This is a genomic window from Nitratireductor sp. ZSWI3 (genome assembly GCF_024655565.1).
Classification (GTDB): domain Bacteria; phylum Pseudomonadota; class Alphaproteobacteria; order Rhizobiales; family Rhizobiaceae; genus Nitratireductor.
Window position 1 is genome coordinate 1 of record NZ_JANKOF010000014.1, and the last position, 19,334, is coordinate 19,334.

Annotated in this window: 23 protein-coding genes, 1 tRNA gene and 1 pseudogene; 6 read left to right on the forward strand and 19 right to left on the reverse strand. The window is 59.6% G+C overall.

Going from position 1 to position 19,334, the window contains the following annotated elements; genetic code table 11:
* From NUU27_RS06855 to NUU27_RS06865, 3 genes are all read right to left on the reverse strand, one after another.
* Positions 1 to 1,652, reverse strand: a 1,652-nt coding sequence (locus NUU27_RS06855; RefSeq protein ID WP_257761343.1) for a recombinase family protein, incomplete at its 3' end; no start/stop codon positions are given.
* Positions 1,653 to 1,668: 16 nt separating this feature from the next.
* On the reverse strand, positions 1,669 to 2,049 hold the full coding sequence (locus NUU27_RS06860) for a type II toxin-antitoxin system HigA family antitoxin (RefSeq protein WP_257761344.1): 381 nt from the start codon (positions 2,047 to 2,049) through the stop codon (positions 1,669 to 1,671).
* Positions 2,039 to 2,362 carry a type II toxin-antitoxin system HigB family toxin gene (locus NUU27_RS06865; protein WP_257761345.1) on the reverse strand — a complete coding sequence of 108 codons (324 nt, stop codon included), beginning with the start codon at positions 2,360 to 2,362 and terminating at the stop codon, positions 2,039 to 2,041. Before NUU27_RS06865 ends, NUU27_RS06860 begins: the two co-directional genes overlap by 11 nt.
* 609 nt (positions 2,363 to 2,971) lie before the next feature.
* Here NUU27_RS06865 and NUU27_RS06870 point away from each other — a divergent pair.
* Positions 2,972 to 3,048, forward strand: a tRNA-Arg gene (locus tag NUU27_RS06870).
* A gap of 206 nt (positions 3,049 to 3,254) precedes the next feature.
* Here the strand turns inward: NUU27_RS06870 and NUU27_RS06875 are convergent.
* Genes NUU27_RS06875 through NUU27_RS06895 form a run of 5 tightly spaced genes read right to left on the reverse strand, consistent with a single transcriptional unit; the run spans position 3,255 to position 8,008 of the window.
* Positions 3,255 to 4,328, reverse strand: coding sequence for an alpha/beta fold hydrolase (locus tag NUU27_RS06875; protein WP_257761346.1), 1,074 nt, complete (start codon positions 4,326 to 4,328; stop codon positions 3,255 to 3,257).
* Positions 4,328 to 5,521: an NAD(P)/FAD-dependent oxidoreductase gene (locus tag NUU27_RS06880; protein ID WP_257761347.1), complete on the reverse strand. Its 1,194-nt coding sequence runs from the start codon at positions 5,519 to 5,521 to the stop codon at positions 4,328 to 4,330. The genes NUU27_RS06875 and NUU27_RS06880 overlap by 1 nt, the downstream gene beginning before the upstream one ends.
* A complete protein-coding gene (locus NUU27_RS06885) occupies positions 5,518 to 6,276 on the reverse strand; it encodes a LytTR family DNA-binding domain-containing protein (RefSeq protein WP_257761348.1) in 759 nt (252 codons plus the stop codon). Before NUU27_RS06885 ends, NUU27_RS06880 begins: the two co-directional genes overlap by 4 nt.
* Positions 6,273 to 7,334, reverse strand: a complete 1,062-nt coding sequence (locus NUU27_RS06890) for a sensor histidine kinase (RefSeq protein ID WP_257761349.1) — start codon at positions 7,332 to 7,334, stop codon at positions 6,273 to 6,275. The genes NUU27_RS06885 and NUU27_RS06890 overlap by 4 nt, the downstream gene beginning before the upstream one ends.
* Complete coding sequence (locus NUU27_RS06895) at positions 7,331 to 8,008, reverse strand: class I SAM-dependent methyltransferase (protein ID WP_257761350.1); 678 nt, start codon at positions 8,006 to 8,008, stop codon at positions 7,331 to 7,333. The genes NUU27_RS06890 and NUU27_RS06895 overlap by 4 nt, the downstream gene beginning before the upstream one ends.
* Positions 8,009 to 8,271: 263 nt before the next feature.
* Here NUU27_RS06895 and NUU27_RS25560 point away from each other — a divergent pair, with 263 nt between their 5' ends.
* Positions 8,272 to 8,424 carry a hypothetical protein gene (locus NUU27_RS25560; RefSeq protein WP_374565968.1) on the forward strand — a complete coding sequence of 51 codons (153 nt, stop codon included), beginning with the start codon at positions 8,272 to 8,274 and terminating at the stop codon, positions 8,422 to 8,424.
* 462 nt (positions 8,425 to 8,886) lie between these two features.
* Here the strand turns inward: NUU27_RS25560 and NUU27_RS06900 are convergent, their stop codons facing one another.
* Both NUU27_RS06900 and NUU27_RS06905 read right to left on the reverse strand, forming a co-directional pair.
* A complete protein-coding gene (locus tag NUU27_RS06900; protein ID WP_257761351.1) occupies positions 8,887 to 9,543 on the reverse strand; it encodes a glutathione S-transferase family protein in 657 nt (218 codons plus the stop codon).
* A 103-nt stretch (positions 9,544 to 9,646) separates the two neighbouring features.
* Entirely contained in the window at positions 9,647 to 10,051 is a 405-nt protein-coding gene (locus tag NUU27_RS06905; RefSeq protein WP_257761352.1) for a hypothetical protein, read from the reverse strand.
* 129 nt (positions 10,052 to 10,180) lie between these two features.
* Between NUU27_RS06905 and NUU27_RS06910 the strand changes: the two genes are divergently transcribed.
* Positions 10,181 to 11,008, forward strand: coding sequence for a helix-turn-helix domain-containing protein (locus NUU27_RS06910; RefSeq protein ID WP_257761353.1), 828 nt, complete (start codon positions 10,181 to 10,183; stop codon positions 11,006 to 11,008).
* Positions 11,009 to 11,086: 78 nt separating this feature from the next.
* Here NUU27_RS06910 and NUU27_RS06915 read toward each other — a convergent pair whose 3' ends face one another.
* The 4 genes and pseudogenes from NUU27_RS06915 to NUU27_RS06930 all read right to left on the reverse strand — a co-directional run.
* Positions 11,087 to 11,668: a YHS domain-containing protein gene (locus tag NUU27_RS06915; RefSeq protein ID WP_257761354.1), complete on the reverse strand. Its 582-nt coding sequence runs from the start codon at positions 11,666 to 11,668 to the stop codon at positions 11,087 to 11,089.
* A 166-nt stretch (positions 11,669 to 11,834) separates the two neighbouring features.
* Positions 11,835 to 12,227, reverse strand: a complete 393-nt coding sequence (locus tag NUU27_RS06920; RefSeq protein WP_257761355.1) for a VOC family protein — start codon at positions 12,225 to 12,227, stop codon at positions 11,835 to 11,837.
* A gap of 15 nt (positions 12,228 to 12,242) precedes the next feature.
* The gene (locus tag NUU27_RS06925) at positions 12,243 to 12,533 is read right to left on the reverse strand and encodes a helix-turn-helix transcriptional regulator (protein ID WP_257761356.1); all 291 of its coding nucleotides are present in this window, start codon (positions 12,531 to 12,533) and stop codon (positions 12,243 to 12,245) included.
* 70 nt (positions 12,534 to 12,603) lie between these two features.
* Positions 12,604 to 12,936: pseudogene (locus tag NUU27_RS06930) on the reverse strand (IS3 family transposase); the annotation flags it as partial.
* Positions 12,937 to 13,301: 365 nt separating this feature from the next.
* Between NUU27_RS06930 and NUU27_RS06935 the strand changes: the two are divergent.
* The gene (locus NUU27_RS06935; protein ID WP_257761357.1) at positions 13,302 to 13,613 is read left to right on the forward strand and encodes a helix-turn-helix transcriptional regulator; all 312 of its coding nucleotides are present in this window, start codon (positions 13,302 to 13,304) and stop codon (positions 13,611 to 13,613) included.
* A complete protein-coding gene (locus NUU27_RS06940; RefSeq protein WP_257761358.1) occupies positions 13,610 to 14,008 on the forward strand; it encodes an SRPBCC domain-containing protein in 399 nt (132 codons plus the stop codon). Before NUU27_RS06935 ends, NUU27_RS06940 begins: the two co-directional genes overlap by 4 nt.
* Positions 14,009 to 14,150: 142 nt before the next feature.
* Here NUU27_RS06940 and NUU27_RS06945 read toward each other — a convergent pair whose 3' ends face one another.
* The 5 genes from NUU27_RS06945 to NUU27_RS06965 all read right to left on the reverse strand — a co-directional run bounded on the left by NUU27_RS06945 (position 14,151) and on the right by NUU27_RS06965 (position 18,061).
* Positions 14,151 to 15,119, reverse strand: coding sequence for a hypothetical protein (locus NUU27_RS06945; RefSeq protein ID WP_257761359.1), 969 nt, complete (start codon positions 15,117 to 15,119; stop codon positions 14,151 to 14,153).
* Positions 15,120 to 15,375: 256 nt separating this feature from the next.
* Positions 15,376 to 15,891 (reverse strand): GNAT family N-acetyltransferase, encoded by a 516-nt coding sequence (locus NUU27_RS06950; RefSeq protein ID WP_257761360.1) that lies wholly within the window; start codon positions 15,889 to 15,891, stop codon positions 15,376 to 15,378.
* Positions 15,888 to 16,532 (reverse strand): CGNR zinc finger domain-containing protein, encoded by a 645-nt coding sequence (locus NUU27_RS06955; protein WP_257761361.1) that lies wholly within the window; start codon positions 16,530 to 16,532, stop codon positions 15,888 to 15,890. Before NUU27_RS06955 ends, NUU27_RS06950 begins: the two co-directional genes overlap by 4 nt.
* A gap of 83 nt (positions 16,533 to 16,615) precedes the next feature.
* On the reverse strand, positions 16,616 to 17,218 hold the full coding sequence (locus NUU27_RS06960) for a class I SAM-dependent methyltransferase (protein ID WP_257761362.1): 603 nt from the start codon (positions 17,216 to 17,218) through the stop codon (positions 16,616 to 16,618).
* Positions 17,219 to 17,479: 261 nt separating this feature from the next.
* On the reverse strand, positions 17,480 to 18,061 hold the full coding sequence (locus NUU27_RS06965) for a hypothetical protein (protein WP_257761363.1): 582 nt from the start codon (positions 18,059 to 18,061) through the stop codon (positions 17,480 to 17,482).
* Positions 18,062 to 18,333: 272 nt separating this feature from the next.
* On the opposite strand from NUU27_RS06965, the gene NUU27_RS06970 reads away from it, so the two are divergent.
* Entirely contained in the window at positions 18,334 to 19,251 is a 918-nt protein-coding gene (locus tag NUU27_RS06970; RefSeq protein ID WP_257761364.1) for an arginase family protein, read from the forward strand.
* Positions 19,252 to 19,334 lie beyond the last annotated feature (83 nt).

Here is a 19,334-nt window from a genome sequence, read left to right on the forward strand (position 1 = left end):
ACCGATACCAACACTCCCGAGGAAACTCCTCCGGGAGTGTTTGTTTTTGGAGCCTTTCCAATGCTTTGCCGTTCCGTCCATTCAAGGATGGTGCGCAATTCTCCATGCAGTGTCGCGTAGATTTCGCCGCGTTCCGGCCCCGGAGTGAGCACGATCTTCTCGATCAGCATCCGTAAGGTCTCGGCTGCTTCTTGACGTTCGGCAGGGCGATTCAAGGCCTTCGTTAGCGTCGCAACCTTCTTCGCGTAGATGGTCGCGGCCGTCGGAAGAAGGTCCGGCTTGTCTTCGGGGGCATCGGCCAAAAGCGCGGTCAATTCGGTCTTGCGGGCTTCCAGCCCCGTCATCTTCTCTTTCATTGACGGATGGTACATGCCGTCGGCAATGGCCTCGACGATCTGGGCGATCTGCTTCTCGATCTTTGCCAGTTCCACCTGCCAGGCATTGCCGTTCGAGCGCCGCTCGCGGTTCAGCCGGTTCGTCTCTTCGGCATAGGCTCGCATCGCTTCCGCAGCGACTTCGGGCGCCATCATCCGGTCCTTCAGGCCAGCGAGGACGCGGTTCTCCAGGTCTTCGCGCGGAATAGTGCGGCTGTTGGAACAAGTGCCTTTGCTGATGTGGTTCGAGCAGGCAAAGCGGCCAGCGCCGCGCAGCGAGTATGGACCCCCACAGCAGCCGCAGAAGACCAGACCGGACAGAAGAGATTGAGGCCGGCGCTTGCCATTGAGCTGGTTCTTCTTGTGGTGCTTGCGGACTGCCTCGGTGACGTTCGCGTATTTGTCGGCGATCACCGCCTGCCGATCGCGCACCGCTTGCCAAAGCGCATCATCGACAATCCGCAGTTCGGGCACCTCGCGGATCAGCCAGTCACTTTCCGGGTTGAGGCGCGAGACACGCTTGCCGGTGCTTGGGTCCTTGATGTAGCGCAGCCTGTTCCAGATCAGGCGGCCAATATAGAGCTCGTTATTGATGAGACCTGTTCCGCGCTTCACGTGGCCACGGATCGTGGTGTCTCCCCACGGCTTGCCGTTGGGTCCCGGAATGCCCTCCTCATTCAATGTGCGGGCGATCGTTCGTGGACCGATTCCTGATGCGAATTGCCGGAAGACGCGGCGGATGATATTTGCCTCAGCCTCGTCGACTTCTCGGTCGCCTCGGATAGGATCACCTCGAGCATCGAGTTGCTTGACGACCTTGTAGCCATAGCAGAGCCCGCCACCAGACTTGCCTTCCTCCACGCGACCACGAAGGCCCCGATGGGTCTTCGCTGCAAGATCCTTGAGGAACAGCGCATTCATCGTGCCCTTCAGGCCGACATGCAACTCGCTGATCTCGCCTTCCGCCAGCGTTACGATCGGTACGCCGGCGAACTTCAGATGCTTGAAGAAAGTCGCGACGTCGGCCTGGTCGCGGGAGATGCGATCCAGAGCTTCGGCCAGCACCATGTCGAACTGCCCGGCCTGGGCGTCCTGCAGCAGTGACTGGATGCCCGGACGCAAGATCATGCTCGCACCGGAGATGCCGGCATCCTTGTAGGTGCCGACGATCTTCCATTTCTCGCGCTTCGCCTGCTCTCGGCAGATACGGAACTGGTCCTCGATCGAGGCCTCCCGCTGATTGTCCGAGGAATAGCGAGCGTAGAGCGCGACGCGCATCATGTGAATCCTCTGGTCATGCAACCTTGTCGAAGCGGCTCGGCCGGATCAGCACCTCGGCGGAAATCCCGAGTTGTTCATGCAAATGCCGGATCATGTCGATGGACAAGCCACGCTTGCGGTTGAGAACGTCGGCGACCCGGTTACGGGGACCGATCATCGGTTCGAGGTCCTTGCGGGTGAGTCCCTGCTGCTCCATCCGAAACCGGATCGCCTCAATTGGATCTGGCGGGTCCATCGGATAGTGTTTCGCCTCATAGACTTCGATCAGCGTTGCGAGCACGTCGAGGCGGTCCCCTTCCGGTGTGCCGCTCTTGGCGCTCCAAAGGCGTTCGACCTCTTCGAGTGCTGCATCGTAGTCCGCTTCAGAGCGGATAGGTCTCAGCTCAGTCGCCATGTTTCACCTCAGATACGTCTATCCTGTCATATGCCTTGTGGGTGCCGATCCACTTGATCCAGACGATGCCCTTCTCGAAGTCGACGGCCACCACTAGGCGGTAGTCGTTGCCCTTGATGTTGAAGACAATTCGCTCGGCGTTGACGATGCTGGCCGTGGCGTAGTGTCTCTTTACATCGGCGGAACTCGCCCACTCTGCTTTGCTGACTTCATCGAACCAAGCATCGAGCGCGGCCTTCACGGCCGGCTGATCCTTTTGCCCCGCGAGGCTTTCGACAAACTCCCGTAACGTGCGGCGGGCAATGATCCTCATTTGAGTCTCTATGTAGCACGGGACCATTATGGTCTCAAGGTCAAATGTCGAAGCCCCGGCGGCGATCCTACCACCGGGGCAACATGCCTGTATGTGATGCAGCCTACGTAGGTTTTCTGCTCTTTCGCCGAATGAGCTTTCGTTCCCGAGAATCTTGCCGCTCGTATTGTTCGCGCGCAATCTGGCGACCGATCAGACGAGCGAGACGAAGCACAGGTTCGTCCAAAGCAAGGTGCGCGTCGGCAGACCCCACCTTACCCGTGGAGTTGTGGTCTTTCGTAACCTTCCTTTCTCGCTGGGCTGCCATCACTCTCAGAATCCCGCCGACAATCGACGAGTCCATGAGAGAGCTTTCAATCAGCGATGAAAAGTCCAACTTGGGCGAGGCGCAACAACCGGCGACTGTAGCGTGCAAATCGGCGGGACGAGTTACTAGCCATGGATCAGCCGAATAAAGCGTTGCCCTCCGAAGGCGGGTGTCAACAGGGTGCGTGAAAATGAGGAGACGAAAAAGGAGTACAGCAACAAGGATTTGCGAGGCCCTCGTTCTGATCTTTCAACTCGCGAGAAGTTCACGTAAGCACTGCGTAAGCAGTTGCGACCCGGTAAGCACCCGTAGCTCAGCTGGATAGAGCGTCGCCCTCCGAACGCGAAGGCCACAGGTTCGAATCCTGTCGGGTGCGCCATTTCTCAATGGTCCATTCCGGACACATGCGATACAGATTTTCCCCGAGACGTAGGTAATAGATTTTGGCCGAATATAGGTCTTGGGCCAGACTGGAGGCGCCATGAGCTCGGGTCGATGGCAGCAAGTAACGAACCGCGCGCGCCTGAGGGATTTGGTACCAAGCAGCCGACGCCGAGCCGCGGCATTTGCCAGATGGAAGACTGATTATTTGGCAGACTCATCCAAGACAGTCTTTAGAACGGCCATGAAGCGTTCCGGCTCTTCGAACGGAATATTGTGCGCGGCTTCCTCGAACCAGATCATCTTCTTTACCGGAGCTGAAAGCACATCGAAATATTCTGCGGCCTGCCTCGCTTCAAGCTGCCTGTCATATCGACCGAGCATGAACACAACGGGGACCTTGACTGATCGCACTGTCGTGGTCAGGTCGAGCGCCACGATCTCTTTCTCCATTGCGGATAGCGATATCTCGTTCGCGCGGATGAAGGCCGGAATTTCCCAAGGCGCAGCATAGCCGCGCGATGCGCCCGCGATCATTGCCCAGGCGAAGCTCGGCCGCTGGTGGAACAAGCCCCCATAGCGATCCACTAGCGCCTGAAGCCGCAGCTCGCCAGTGGCAGAAAGGGGCGGTTTTCCGATTTCATCCAGTCGCTGGAGTGTTCTGTCGTCCTGAAGCGCCTCGGCTCTGGAGCGCACGAATTCGTACTGGCCTTGCTGCGCGCCGAGGCCGGAGACGAACTGATTCACGCCGACAACGACCGAGACATCGTCAGGATGCCTTTGCGCATATAAAAGCCCTAGCGCTGAACCCCAGGAATGACCGGCGAGCGCAATCTTGCGCTTGCCGTATCTGGCGCGCAGGTGATTGATGACGCTTTTCAGATCGGCAAGGTGCTGTTCGACGGTGAGCTTGGCAGTGTCTGCGCCGGGATCGTATGAACGACCGGCTCCGCGCTGGTCCCAATAGGCGACAAGGAACCAATTCTCTAACTCCCGATCATAGAGCCGGAACAGGGGCGTTTCCGCACCACCGGGGCCGCCGTGGAGCCAGAGCATCAACGGAGCATCGCAGTCTGCGCCACGGACCAACAGGTAGAGGTTGGCATCTCCGGCTGCGATCCGCCCTTCATCGCTGATTGGATTGTGACGGCAGGTCGACGGAGCCTCCCCTGCGGCATGGCCAACGCCGCAGGAAAGCAGCAGAACCGCCGCCAAAATGAATCCGGTCCAAACAAGCCGCGTTGAACGCAAGGATAATCGCCTCAGAATCTTTGCCATCATAACGCCGATGCCCGGCTGGACACCTGCCAGTCCTGTGATGCAGCCCTCGATAATGTCTGGGCAATCCGCTTCGACAGCGCCTGACTATCGCGAACGGCGGCGTGGAAGTTGCCCGAAAGCCGAGGCCTCATGCCGATGAACCAAAGTCCGGGCAGCTTTGGATCGGCTTCAGCCCCCTGAAAGTGCGGAATGCCCTTCTCGTCGAGCACATCCAGATGACCGACCATGCCCTCGAGGCCGGGACTATAGCCGGTCGCAGCAATGACGATATCCGGCCGAACTTCCCGCAGGTCGGCGAGCACGACTTTGTCACGCTCGAACCTCGTCACCGCCGGCAGCGCGATGACCTGTCCATTCTTGAGGGCTTCGACGAAGCCGTCATCGATCGCTGGAGCCACGCCAACCCTCGCCAACCGGGTCACCGCCCCGACGGGACATTGTGGCAGGCCATAGTGTCGCAAGTTCCCAAAGGCAGCACGTTCCGTACCCTGAAGCAAACGGTCGACCAGCCAAGTGGGTAGCCAGCTCATCACGCCGGAAAGCCGTTGCACCGGGATACTCAGGAGCCACATCGGGACGATCGTGGTTCCGCCGCGTACCGACAACCAAAGATCGCTCGTTCTGATGCGCACGAGGTGGTTTAGCACATCTATGCCCGAGTTTCCCCCGCCGACCACGAGGATGCAGCGGTCGCGATAGGCCTGGACATCGCCGAAATCCGCGGCATGAAGCAGCTTGCCGGTGAAGCTTTCGACTCCCGGCCAGCGCGGCACGACGGGAACACGCTCCCGACCAGTCGCGACGACGACGTGGCGCGCGAGCACATCATCCTCCGTTGTCCGCAGGCGCCACCCGTCGCCCTGACGATCGATGCGAGATACCGAGATGCCGAATTTGATGGGGCACCGGAGCCCATCCGCATAGGCCTCGAGATAGCGAACGACTGCGTCACGGCTTGCGAAAGCGCCAGCGTCCTGCGGTAGGGGATGCCCCGGCAATTGCGAGAAATGCCGGTGGGTGTTGAGACGGAGCTGTTCATGTCGCCGCCGCCATGTCTCCGCGACCCGGGGGGCACCGTCGAGGATTAACGGGCGGATGTTCAGGCGCTCCAACCGCCAAGCCAGGGCGAGCCCGGAGATGCCGGCGCCGATGATAACGACCGGGTGGAATGATCTGTCCGGCGATGTCATCGTGATTCCCGCCGGATTTCCTGAGACCTTGCCCGGCTCGCCTGTATGCAGGTTCCGTCCTTCATGTGTATGGCGAAGCGGCCGTCGTCCTGGGGTTCCATGCGTTCCACTGCGTCGAGGTTGACGATGTGCGAACGGTGCACGCGAAGAAACGGCGGCCGGGGCAGCCGGGTCTCAAGATCGCGAAGGCGGACGCCGAGCAGATACCCACGTCCACGCGCAAAGACCATCGCGTAGTCGTCCTGAGCCTCAATACGCGTGATTTCCGCCGGCGCGAGCGGCACGACGGCGCGACCCTCGCGCACCAGGATTCGTTCGAGGACGGCAGGTGCCGCCGACTGAGAAAGGACGGTATGCGCCCGGTCGAGTGTCGCCCCGCCCTCCCGGTGCTCCACCGACATTCGCGCCCGCTCGATCGCTGTCTGGAAGCGGGACTGTCCGAAGGGCTTCAGTAGGTAGTCGACCGCCTCAAGTTCGAAGGCGGTCACGGCGTATTCGTCGAATGCGGATGTAAAGACTATCGCCGGGATCTCGTCGATGGCGCGCAGGCTTTCGACGACCGCGAGACCGGAGAGCTCGGGCATGCGAATGTCGAGAAATACCACATTCGGGCGCAGCCGCTGGATTTCGGTGACCGCAGTGGCCCCGTCGCCCGCTTCGCCGACCTGGCGTGCCCACGGGACTTCGGCGACAAGCGATGCAAGCCGCCGCCGGGCCGGCGGCTCGTCATCGGCGACGAAGACGGTCACTGTCATGCCATCCTCCCCTCTGGCAGATGAGCCGGAAGCATGAGGCGAACGGCGAAGCCATTTCCCGGTTCAGTCGATACCTCCATGCGGCTTGTGTCGGGAAAGCGCAATTCTAGTTGACGCCGGACCAGGGAAAGGCCAAGCCCGTCTGCTTGGCGCCATGTTTCAACCGCCACGCCGGCGCCGTCGTCCGCGACTTCGAGGACGAGCGAGCCGTCCTCCAGCATCGCCGCAAGGCGAAGACACCCACCGTTGCGGCGGGGCGTGATACCGTGACGGACCGCATTCTCGACCAGCGGCTGCAACAGGAGTGGCGGTATGCCGAGCTCGAGAGCTTCCGGGTCCAACTGCTCGACGACGCGCAGCCGGTCACCCAGCCGAATTTGTTCCAGAGCGAGGTAATTGCGAAGGAAAGCGAGTTCGTCCTCGACGGCGACCTCCTCGGCACCCTCCCGGCTTGCACGCAACACGTAGCGCATGAGGTCGCCGAAGTGCTCAAGCGCACTCTCTGTCGCCTTGCTGTCCTCCCGCGCAAGCTGAGTCAGCGTGTGCAGGGTGTTGAACAGGAAATGCGGGTCGAGTTGAGCGCGCAGGGCTTGCAGCTCCGCACGCGTGGCGATCAGCGCCTGCTCGGTCAAACGGTCCCGTGTCCGCGTCCACTGGGCGTTGGCGGCGATCGCCGCGTAGAGGATGAGCCCGCCCACCACCTGCCAGGGCGCGCCGTTGTAAAGAAAGGCTTGCGCCGCTTCCCAATGAACCGGTAGCGCCAGCAGGTAGATCGCAGCCGTCCAACCGATGGCGAAGACGCAAGCTGCCACAGCGTGGTGGAGTAGCAGCCGCCATCGATCGAACCGGTCCCGCGGTCGCATCGCGAAACGCCAGGCGCACCACCCAAATGCCATGCCCGGCACGACGACCATGAGGGCGGCAGCGGCCGCATGCGGCCAAGGCAAGCCTTGCCCGAGATAGACGGGAAGAAGCAAACCGATGCCGGCGAAAGCAATGAGCGTTAGGATGACCGCTCGTCGCTGCCGGCGGATGGAAGTGGGCGGCGTCGTTGTCATGAGATCAACGATCGCAGTTCCGGAGGTTTGCGCCAGCAAACGAATGACGCAAGGCCGCGTCGCGAGACCAGTCGCCGCAGCGACCGCGAGGCAAGCTGTTCCGGAAAGTCGAGGCGCAGGAATCTGCCGCTGAAGAAGTGCGTTATCGATAGGCGCAGCGGCAGAGAGCGGAGCTTTGAACTTGGCGACTCCGGCGCGGTGCAAAGACACAGGCACAGCAGACCGCCCGGCGACAGGACACGGTGGAGTTCCTCCACGGCGCGTTCGGGATCTTCGGTCGTCTCAAGGGCCCAGGTACAGATCACGACGTCGAACTCTCCATCGGCGAATGGCAAAGCCAGCAGGTTGGCGCGGACATGCCGGCCCGGCACGGTCTTGGCTCGTTCCAGCATGGCCGGCGCGAAGTCCGCCATGGTCAGGTGGACGCCAGGCTCCATATCGGCAATCCATCTCGCGAGCGCACCGGTGCCGCAGCCGGCATCGAGGACATGCATGCCGGCCCGAAGTTCGGCTGCCAGGCTGCCCTGGAGCGCTGCCAACGGCTCCCCGCCGACGTGTATGAGCCAGCGCCGATGAAATCTGTCATATCTTGCGGCCAACCCGTCGTACAGAGTCACTGCGTCCGTGCGCGGGAGCGTCAAGACAAACAAGAGGTCCCGAATCTTCGTCAGCATTCCACTTTCCAATAATACTCGACGCCCCTTGTCTCGCGGCGTCACTTGTCAAGTATTGGGAAGTGCTGACGAAATTTCCATCGAGATTCGGCGAGCTGCGTTATTGCTCGGTGAATGGTGTAACCCGGAGGCGGCGGCGCGAAGGGATGTGGCGACTTAGCTCTCTTCATTGCCAGTCGGGAAGCCGTGCGCATGCAGTTGTCGACGTTAGCAGCGATGACTGAATTCCCGGTTCCAGAGCCGAGTGCCCCGCGTCTGGAGCGATTGTCGAAGCTGATCGCGTTACCGGCGACGATTGCTTTGTGGCGCGCGCGTTTGCGCTAAACGTCGAAGACCTCGAAGCGCTTAACGATCGATTCTCCCCGTTTGCCAAAACGAACACGGCCGTGATCCAATCCTCTCCGATCGAAAACTGAATGCCTCTGTTGCAATTTGCCAATGCAGGCTGACGTCTAGGATTTGGTGAGTGTCAATTGCGGAACTGGATTTTCGGGTTGGCCGTCGGGTAGGAACGGGCGGCCGCAAATGCTCATTGGGTCTTACGTCAGACCCATCTTCTCCGTTACGGAGCCAATTCGACCGTTGCTTCTCCGCAAGGATTCCTGGCCGCCGCCAAAGCGGTCGCTCGCACTGCGAATGTCTAGCGTCAGCCTGGGGGCGTTTGGAGACAGGCCGCGCACTTTTAGGCGGAAAGGTGGAGATTGCGGACATCGCCCTATGGGCCGCCCTTGCTTCGATGTTACCTGACGTATCGGACCACTTCCGCCCCGTACCTGTCGTGTGAAACCGCCGCAGCTCGCCGCACACGGAACATGATTCGTAAGAGGTTGGTTTGCCACCGGATAGGGCGAAGATCTGTTTTGAGCCGGACAAGAGCCCTACTCGAAAACTGACTGCTTCCCAGTGAACACTGCCAGTTGTGCGGCGAAGGCACGCTCGAAAGCAGGCCTGGCTTCGCCCCGAGCGACGTAGGCAAACAAACGCGGTTGCTCGGCCAGCAAGCTCGATCCCTTCAATCTTCGAAGAACACCCACCATTACGAGGTCACCGGCGCTAAACGCACCATCGAGCCAGTCGGCATCGCCAAGCCTTTCAGAAAGTGTCATCAGTCTCCGCCGAATACGATCTTCCACCATCGGCAACCGCTGCGGATGCCAGCTCTTGTCACGTTCGAAGAACATCGCGTTCTCGAGTTCGAGTATTGGCGGTTCCACGGTGTTCAGAGCGGTAAACATCCACGCAATCGCCCGTGCTCGACCTCTTGGCACTTTCGGCAGCAGGCCTGCATAGCGCTCTGCGATATGGAGCACGATTGCGCCCGATTCGAACAGATCAACTTCGCCTTCTTCGTAGGTCGGGATCTGCCCGAACGGCTGAAGAGACAGGTGCGCAGGTTCCTTCATCTCCGCAAACGAGACAAGACGAACATCGTAGGGCTGACCCACTTCTTCGAGTGCCCATCGCACGCGCATGTCTCGCGCCTGCCCCCTGCCTTTATCGGGCGAATCCTTGAAAGCGGTGATAGTGATCGTCATTGCAAGGTCTCCCTCTCTGCAATTCCTGAAATCGCGCTCTTTCTGTCAAGACTGGCAAGGTTGCGGTCGGATTCCGCCCTAGCGGCGCTATTGCGCCGCGTTCTCAGGCCGTCGTCCCGGCGTGGCGCGCGCGAGCCTCGAGCGCCCTCCACTCTAGCAAGGCAAAGACGGCTACGGCGCCGGCCTGCGCCAGTACGAAGACGATGCCGAACCCGTTCGGTTCAACCATGCCAAGAAGCGCAAGACTTCCGAGCACCCATACTATGTTCCCGGCGATCACGACCTGGGCCAGCAATTTCTGTTGCAACCTCCTCCAGGAGACCAGCGCCATGAAGATGGCGATCGGAATCAGGCTGAGACCCGCGTAAATTAGAACCTTTGCCGGAATCTCGGTGAGGTTGGAGATAAAGTCCGATGCGAGGGCGAGCAACGCGCCCATCGCGACGCAGGTGACAGAATCCAGACGCAGCAGCCAAGGCAGGGTGAGTCCGTTGGAGAATTTCGACATTGCGACATACCTTTTCGTTCATGATGCCCGACAGGGTCGTTCCACAGCCTGGTATCGGGCCAGCGCTTCGCCATGTCGATTACGCCGAAGGTAATTGGCGCCAGAAGCGATGATCGGATATCAAAGGCCATGAATGACGCGCCACTTTCTTTCGGCCAGTTGCTTCGCGGCTGGCGCAATCGCCGATCGCTCAGCCAGCTCGCTTTGGCAGCGGAGGCCGAGATTTCCCAACGGCACCTGAGCTTCATTGAATCGGGCAGGAGTGTGCCAAGCCGCGAGATGATCCTCCGTCTGGGCAAGAGTTTGGACGTGCCATTGAGAGAAAGGAACGTGCTTCTGGTCTCCGCGGGATTTGCTCCGGTCTACAAGGAACGTCGGCCGGACGACCCTTCGATCAAGTCGGTGACGGCTGCGGTGACCTCGATTCTCCGGGGCCATGAACCATTTCCGGCCCTCGCCCTCGACCGGCACTGGACGATGCTCGATGCCAACCGGGCGATCGACCCACTAATTGCCGGAGCCGATGAAAAGCTCCTGCGGCCGCCGGTGAACGTCCTGCGCCTTAGTCTGCACCCTGACGGGCTCGCCCCTCGGATCCTCAATTTCAGGGAATGGCGCGCCCACGTCCTGGACCGTCTTTCCAGGCAGATCGGCAATGCCGCTGATCCGATACTGATTGGCCTACGCGATGAACTCGGCGCATACCCAGTTCCTCCGGGCACCAAGCCTTGGCGGCCGGGAGAGCATCCTGCGTTCGCCGGGATTGCGGTGCCGCTGCAACTGAAATGCTATGATCGCCCGCTTTCCTTCCTCAGCGCCACGACGGTGTTCGGCAGTGCTTACGATATCAGGCTGTCGGAATTGACGATCGAAACATTTCTGCCGGCGGACAAGCAGACCATGAATTTCTTGGTTGCGGCACACGGCGACACCGCTGCACCTCTCGATGCCGGCTGAGAAACGTTCCCCGCGCTTCGGAAAATGCGTCTCTATCCGGTGGGCGCCAACGGATGCGGCGCGACCGCGACCCTGCGGCTATTTCCCGCTACGGGCCAGGTAGCGGCCGGGATTGCCCGCGAACGTGTCGGCGCAATGATGGCTGCAGAAATAGTAGATCGTGTCGCTATGTGCTCGGCGCGCCGCAGAAGCGGCCTTGTCGACCGCCATTCCGCAAACTGGATCAATCGCCTGATTGGCGGCAGGTGCCTGGCGCCGCATGAACGGAGCTATATCGAAAATCGCATGGACTTCGGCAATTCGCCCATTGGCGATACGATACCACTCCACCATCGGCAAACGTCCAACCGCATGATCGACAACGAGGTCGAACACAATGCAGGCATGGGTTTCGTCTGCGAAGACCTTGCGCAGTTCGACATCCTTCACGCTCGAAGCAGCATGGCCTGAAGCTCTTACAAATGCGTCGGCATCATCAAACTCAGCGCTCGGCCCGCTGAAGCGAAATGAATGGTCCGCCAGCAGTCGCCGTGCGCCCGCTGTGTCACCGCCGTAAAACCTTGAGTGATAGGTCTCGGCGATTTTGCGCGTACTCATAATCGTTGCCTCTATCAACTGTTTCAAAATAAGGCGCACTCGGAATTTTTCGAGCAGACTCATCGGTGGCTTACCGAACCGCTAGGGAGGCGCCATGATGCGCCCCTCGCGCGTTTTATGGCGACTTTCAAGACCTTGGGAGTCGTCCAGAGCGAGAGCAGATTAACGGATGCCACCGACTGATTTGCTTGCTAGCTGATCATTGTCGGTTCGCAAGTTCATGTCATTGCTACCTGCCAACCATCTGCACCAACTGAATGAGATTCCCGCAGGTGTCATCGATGACGGCCATCCGCACAGGACCAGCATCCATGGGCTTGACGGTAAATTCAACGCCGATGGCCGTAAGTCTCTCGGACTCGGCGTCCAGGTCATCGACCTGAAATGAAGCCACGGGAATCCCATCCGCGACCAACGCCTTCTTGTAAGGTTTCACCGCAGGATGTTCGCTAGGCTCCAGCAACAATTCCGTCCCGCCTGGCTGTTCTTCCGACACCACGGTCAGCCAGCGATGTTCGCCCATGGGGATGTCGTGCTTCACTTCAAACCCCAGCTTGTTTGTGTAGAAATCTAGTGCCTTCGTCTGGTCATCGACGAAGACGCTTGTGATGTAAATTCGCATTTCCGTTTCCTTTTCTCACAGGTAGCGATTGATTGCCGCCTTGGCCGCTGCCCGCAGCGGGTCGAGGTTGATTGCATGGGTCTTGGTTCGGCCTTTCCAGGTGATTTCAAGCAGTCCCGCACGTTCCAGCACGTCCAGATGCTGGGAGATCGTTTGCCGGGAAAGCGGTTGTCCATTTTCAGCAACCGATGACGCACAGATTTCAAAAAGCGACCGGCCGGGTCGCTGGTGCAGGGAAGCCAGAATGCGGCGCCGTTCCGGATGCGCCAGCGCTTTGAAGACGAGATCAATCTGATCATCCTGCATAGCAGAGTTTATGCAGTCTTCTTACTGCATGTCAATTCGTCCGGTGAACCGTGGCGGGACCAACGCCGGCGATCGCCGGCAGGCATTCGCGCGTCACGTCGTCGACGACGTTCAGGATGCGGAAGCGCCGGCCAAGAGCGAATTGGTCGTGGACAAAGTCGAGCGACCAGCGTGCGTTGACCTTGGCCTCGACCAGGATCGGGGCGCGGGTTCCGACGGCCCGCCGCCGGGCCCTGCGCTTGCGGACCGTCAGCCCTTCCTCCCGATAAAGCCCGTAGATGCGATTGATACCGGAGGTCTCGCCCTCCCGCCGCAGCAGGATGAACAGCCGCCGGTAGTCGAACCGGCGGCGCTGGTTGGCAAGCTCGCGCAGACGGGCACTCAACTCGGTCTCGGGCGGGCGGTGTCAGCGAACGGAACTTCAGCTGCCGGCGGGCGGTGGATCGGTTCCCTCGCTGGGGATCGCAAGATAGCGCTGGTAGCTGAACACCCCCCCCGCTTGCGCCCGGTGATTTCCTCGACGGTACCCATCTTCTCCAGATCGGCCAAGGCCGCATTGACTGTCGGCGCCGACAAACCGTTTTCTGGGCAAGCTGGTTGGAGGTCAGAAACGGGTACTGCCGGAAAAGATCGTAGATGCGCAGCGCCGAGCCCGCGCGGTCGCTTTCGTTCGTGATCCTCCTGACGTGAAGGGGCGCCAATGCGAACATCACTAGATATGTCGGAAAATGTTGACATATCGGAAATTTCCGACATATTAGAGTGATGATGAATGAAGCCATCTTCTCCGCGCTCGCCAATCCTGTCCGCCGACAGGTGGTGATGCTCTTGCTTTCACGAGAGAGGAGCGCGGGGTCAATCGCAGAGGCTTTCGATATCAGCCGTTCCGCAGTGTCCGAACATTTAGGCATCCTGCGTCAAGCGCAGGTCGTTCAAGAAATCAAGGTAGGGCGGGAACGGATCTATTCGCTCAATGCCGAACCGCTGGTCGCACTTCGCGATTGGCTCGCACCCTACGAAGACTATTGGAAGGCGCGCCTCGCCGACTTGGCGAGGGACCTCGAGGAGACGAACGAATGAAATTGAGAACCGTGACCGTGGAACAGATTATCAAGACAACGCCGGCGCGGGTATGGGAACGGATTTCAACGCCGGACGGCATCGCGCGCTGGTGGCGGCCAGGAAACATTGCGCCGGTTGAAGGGCATGAATTCACGATGGACATGGAGAAATGGGGGATGATTCCATGCCGCGTCATCGCCGTCGAGGAGGGGCGTAAACTGGCTTACACCTTCGGCGATTTCGAACTACATTGGGAGATCGTTCCTCGGGGAGAGGCGACGATCCTCAGGCTTGAGCATCGCGGTTTCGATCTTGAGAATCCCCGGCACCGCTTTGCATTTGAGAATATGGGGCCAGGCTGGCGCGACGTCGTGCTGCCGAGGCTTGCCGAAGGGCTGCTCGAAGCTGCCTGACCCGACTTTACGCGGGAGCGGGGTGGAATACTGCGCCCTGCTTCCGGATAGTGGTCTCTGTTCGCCAGATCGGACCCGCCACTTACAATGGCTACATCATCGTGATCGACCCGACCTGTGTCCGCGCTCACCAACATCGGACCTAATCCGCGTGCAAAAGAAACTGGTCACTCGCCACCCCTTCAATCGCATCGGAAATCCGGTAGCCCGCGGCGCTTGCTAGTGACTCAAGGTTGCGAAGACCGCGCGCCTTCAGCGGGAAAGGGCTTCGAGCGACCATTGCCTGCCCAGTGGCATCGTCCCGAATAACGCTGCCGGCAATTGGGATCGCGCCAGCCTCGCGCAAAAGCGAGAGATTAGCGATTACCGCTCTGTCAGAACCGTATTCGAACAGGGCGCCTTCGGATGAAGCCAGGATATATTCTCCTTCAATCATCCGCTCGTGCAGCGCGGATGCCAATGAAGAAGGCTGGTCCCATGAATAGGGAACGAACGTCATAGTCGCGGCAATTCCGGCAAGAGGTCCTTTCGTTTCGCATAATGCGGCGAGAATCGCTTTGCCGAGGAGTAACCCTGTATCTTCGATATCCAGCACGTCGACTTCGACATTAGGAATCGTGTTCCTGGAGCCGCCCTTGAGAATGATCAACGCATTCAAGGCTTCGATTGCTGTGCCGCCTCCGATTGCAAGAAGACGTAGCGGGGCGGAAAGTGGAGCATTTCTTAGCGCTCTTGCCATGAGACGGGACAGTTGCTGCAAGCGAATTCGTAGCGCCACGGCATTCGGGGAGGAAGCCAAGCGGCGTTCGATTTCGGTATCGAACTGCACGGGGAGATTGTCTGCGCCAATTTTGAGGAGGTAGGTCGCCAACCCGTCCAGATATTGCGCCTGCGGGGCGAACATCCGCTGCAGAAGGTTGGGCATAGTCCCGGGCGTGGCCGCACGTGCGTCAGCGGGCCGATTGACCGAAGCCACAATTGACGCGCGTAGCCTATCGAGGCTAGTCGCGCTTTCGTCGATCCGGAATACGGGGTTTGTCACATCCACTACGGGCAGAGTCATTCCATCGTGTAATCGCGCTTGGATGATAGGTCCGGGATCGTTCGTCATATCGGTTCCCATTTGTTTTCGTCAGATTGGACTGGCAGGATGCCTACACCCCTGGCGGCCCGGCACGGGTAATTGCGACCGAGAAACATCTGACTGCTACGGCTGCGTTGCCCGAATGCCCGCCACCGCTACTCTTGTCTGCGGCCGACATGGATTAGAACGGCAGTCTCAAGCTCGCGCTATATGCGCGCTGTCATTCCGGTTTCTCCTGCTATCGGGTAGCAAAAGCGGGATCACCTCAATCCAGAGCGATCTCTCACAAGGAATCTTTGTGGCGTGGAACGACGTGCCGGTAGACGCCGTAGCGGCTGCCGTCTATGTCGGTGTAGCGTTCGACCGAGCCTCCGAGTTTTCTTGCGACCGCAAGAGAGGCTAGGTTGTCGTCGGCGATGAGGCTTATCGCCGTTGACCAGCCAAGATCGCCGAATGCAAAGTCGAGGACGGCGCGCATGGCTTCGGTCGCATAGCCCCGTCCCTGGGATTGCGGGAGAATGCCCCAGCCCATTTCAGGCTCAAGCTTGTCGACCGGGCGCTGCGCTCCGCAGTAGCCCACCAATTTCCCGGTTGCATTGTCCTCGACGACGAAGAAACCGAAACCGCGTAACTGCCAATGTCCGATGAAATACAGCATCCTGCGCCATGCGTCCTGACGCGGGATAGGGCCGCCGACGAAGGCCATGATGTCGGGGTCGGCCCAGAACCGGGCGAAAGTCTCGAAGTCCTCCTCCCGCCACTGACGCAACAACAGCCGCTCCGTTCGGATCGTCTTCATGTTGCCCTCGTTGACGCGGAATGATGTTTGCGATGACGGGCATATTTCGCTGCATTGCCGCACGTGGCCATGTCGCACCAGCGGCGGCGACCCGGCTTTGACCTGTCGAAGAAGAACCAGCCGCAATTGACGCCGGCACAGCGCTTGAGGCGAGGTGAGGTAAAATCCTCGCCGAGCCGGATAAAGGCGTCCGTCAACGCCATGGAAATGACGTCGAGTCCGGTATCGCCTGCCCGGATTTGGATTCCTGTCAACGGGTCGATCGCCAACTCGCAGCGGCTGTTGAAGCCTCGCCACATCCACTCGACCACAGCGAGATCGTCCGTTCGGGGGGCTGCGCCTTCGACCCGCGCCGTCAATAGCCCGTGCATGGCCAGACGTAGTTCCTTGGCCTTCGTCAGGGCCGTTGCCGCTGCGCGCGGCGACGCCTTGGCGAGTTCCTGAAGGTGAGCCGCATCTGCCCCGGTGACGATACCTCTGATCAAGGCCCAGTCCACGAGCGCGGCGTAGTCGTGGATCCAGTCCCTGGGTCGTTCGTCCCATCCGGTGACCGTGTTGACAAAATCAAGGGCCGGATGATCTCCGACGAAGTCGCTTTCGCGGAATTTGTGCTGTTCGATCAGCGGCTCTTCGCTAGTCATGTGGATTTCGCCCCGTTAGCGTGTGAACTCCCAGGGGCGAATTTGACGAAACGTACTCGCACAATCAACCGATAAAAACAAAATTACTGGTTGACAGCATATTTCGGTTTGCTTGGCTTCGTTGCCACAACGCAGAACCCATTCTGCGCCGTCACCATGCGCACGTCCTTAAAGCCGGCCGCCTCGACTCTGATGGTCAGCCCTTCGCCCGATTGGCCGGAATGGACAGAAAAGCCGAGGGCGATGTTCTCACCCGGCTTCAAGATTCTCCATATTTCCCGCAACCCAGTTGCGGCGTCCGGCCAGACCTGCATCGAATTGACCGCCAGCGCCTTGTCGAAACTGGCGTCGGCGAAAGGTAAGTTCTCCACGGAACCCTGCCGCAGGTCGACACGACCCCTTCGGATAGCCGTGGCGCTTCTAGCGCGTGCTTGTTTGAGCATTTCCCTCGAGACGTCGATGCCCGCGATGTGGCCTTCCGCTGCAAGCGCCGACAATCGCTGAATAACAACGCCAGGTCCGAATCCCACTTCGAGTATGGCATCAGTTGGGCCAACATCGAGGAGGCTGCTGACCCAAGCGCCGAAATTCTCATTTGCACGCGCCATGATGGCGCCGCCCAAGCGCCCGAGAATTCCCTGCGGGCGGCCAAACGCGCGCATCAAGAGAGCTTGCAAGACGGTCATCTCGGTGTCTCCTTTCGTTGAGTCAAGAGTATCTTGGCGTAAGATATCGCTCAGCGGACAGGCGCTGATGGCCGAGTAGCGGTCGGCGCGCGCGAGCGCTAGATAGCGGAGCTTGCACTTGCGTCTTTTCTGGAACGCAACTTTCGGATCCAGTTCCTTCAATCGTTACCACTGCAGTTGCTAAGATGTTTCTTCGGCCTCACTGTTGATGCCTCGCCAGTCGTTCGCATCAACGTAATCACGCTCAGTAAGGCGGACGAGTCAGGTTTCCTCCCAGTTGGTAGGAATGGGCCGAAGAACCGAGGTGTCTACGATCTGATCGCCGTGGCCGGCGGGCTGAAGATGAGCGCCTGACAAACGCTGGATTGCAACGGCAAGCTGGGAAGTCGACAGAGTGTCACTGCCGCCAGTCAGGCCGTACCAGTCTCGCTCGACCACAGCCTTGGGAGAAAATTCTTCCCTTTCGGGTTTCGTTATCCCGAGTAATTGTTCAACGCTGGACAAACAAAGTTCGCCGCCTGATCCGACCAAATCCATAATCTGCTGTGCAGCATCAGTGGCGTCGATTTCTTCTAGTTGGAGTGGGACCTGATCGCTTGAGACTGTTACGCTCGTTCCTTCAGGTTGTCGATTCTCCGATTGAGCATTCATCAGGGCGAGCAACATCGACACACTAAACTGAACTGGCGTTGATTTCGCCACCAAAGGCACCTGTTTGGCAGATCTGGTGGGGCTGCCCGGAACGTTTTGACCAGTTGTTATATCAGGCTGAAACGGTCGCTCAGGCTGTCGTGTGTTCACAGTGGTCAGTTTATGGCTGTAGCTGGGTGCAGAAATATCCATGGAAGGTCCCGCATTTCATTTGCCATCGTCTTGGGCTGCTTGAGGAAGAAAAGCTATCTCAATGCCCCTCGGTTGCCGGTGTGGATTTCCCGGCACGAATCTGCCGGGAGGCGTACACAGGATCAACCGATAAAATCCATATTACTGGTTGACAGTTCAATGTCACCAGTTAAATTCCAAATACCGGTTGGGAGATGGCATCAAAGGTCACCCGCGGCTGGATATCGGGGATTCCACGCGGCTGAGGCGTTTCAACGAAGAGTTATTCTGAAATGGTGGGAAGCAAGATAATCATCTGCGCTCCGAGCAACCTTGGCCTGCGCCCCGAGGAAGGCGGCAGGGAGCCGGGAACCTGGGAAGCGCCGCTCGTCCTGCTGTCGGAGGGGCTGCAGGCCGTTATTCAAGCAACAGATGTCGAATGGCTGCCTCGTCCCGCGTATCGGTTCGACCCGGAGGAGAACACGCGCATCCGCAATGGTCATGCGATCCGCAGTTACAGCCTCGACTTGGCGCATCTCGTCCAGGCGCGCCTATCCGACGGCAAATTCCCGGTCGTTATCGGCGGAGACTGCAGCATCCTGCTCGGCTGCCTCGCGGGTGCCAGAGCTTCTGGTCGCGTCGGACTGCTTCATATCGATGGCCATAGCGACTATTTCCATCCCGGGAATTACGATGTGCAGAGCCGCCTCGGAACCGTGGCGGGAATGGACCTCGCGCTTGCGACAGGGCGTGGGGAGAAACTTCTCACCGAATGGCCAGGTATCGACGGACCTCTCGTTCAGGACGAAGACGTGACGCAGATGGGTGAGCGTGAGGCTCTCAGCCCAGACTACGCCCAGCACTACGGGGACATTCGCAACACGACGATCAATCGGATCATCGTTCAGGAAATGCTTCGAGAGGGAATGCTGGCGACCGCAAAAAGGGTCGCGGCATGGGCATCCCGTGGTGACCTTTCGCGCTATTGGCTGCATCTCGACGTGGACGTCCTTGCGGAAGCCGTCATGCCCGCGGTGGATTCGCCGGGGGAGCCGGGGCTGGATTTCGAACAAGTGGCCCAGCTTGTCTCCCTCCTGATACGCCATATTCCCGTCATCGGCGTCGACATCACGATTTACGACCCCGACAAAGATCCGGACCGACGCTACGCCAAGGCGATCGTGGCATGTCTCGGCAACGCATTGGGTTGACCGGGCCGTCTGCCCGGAAATGGCTGTGCCTTCCGGCGAAGGCGGACGATCACGTAAGAGCAATTTGCATAGGAAAGTGGTGA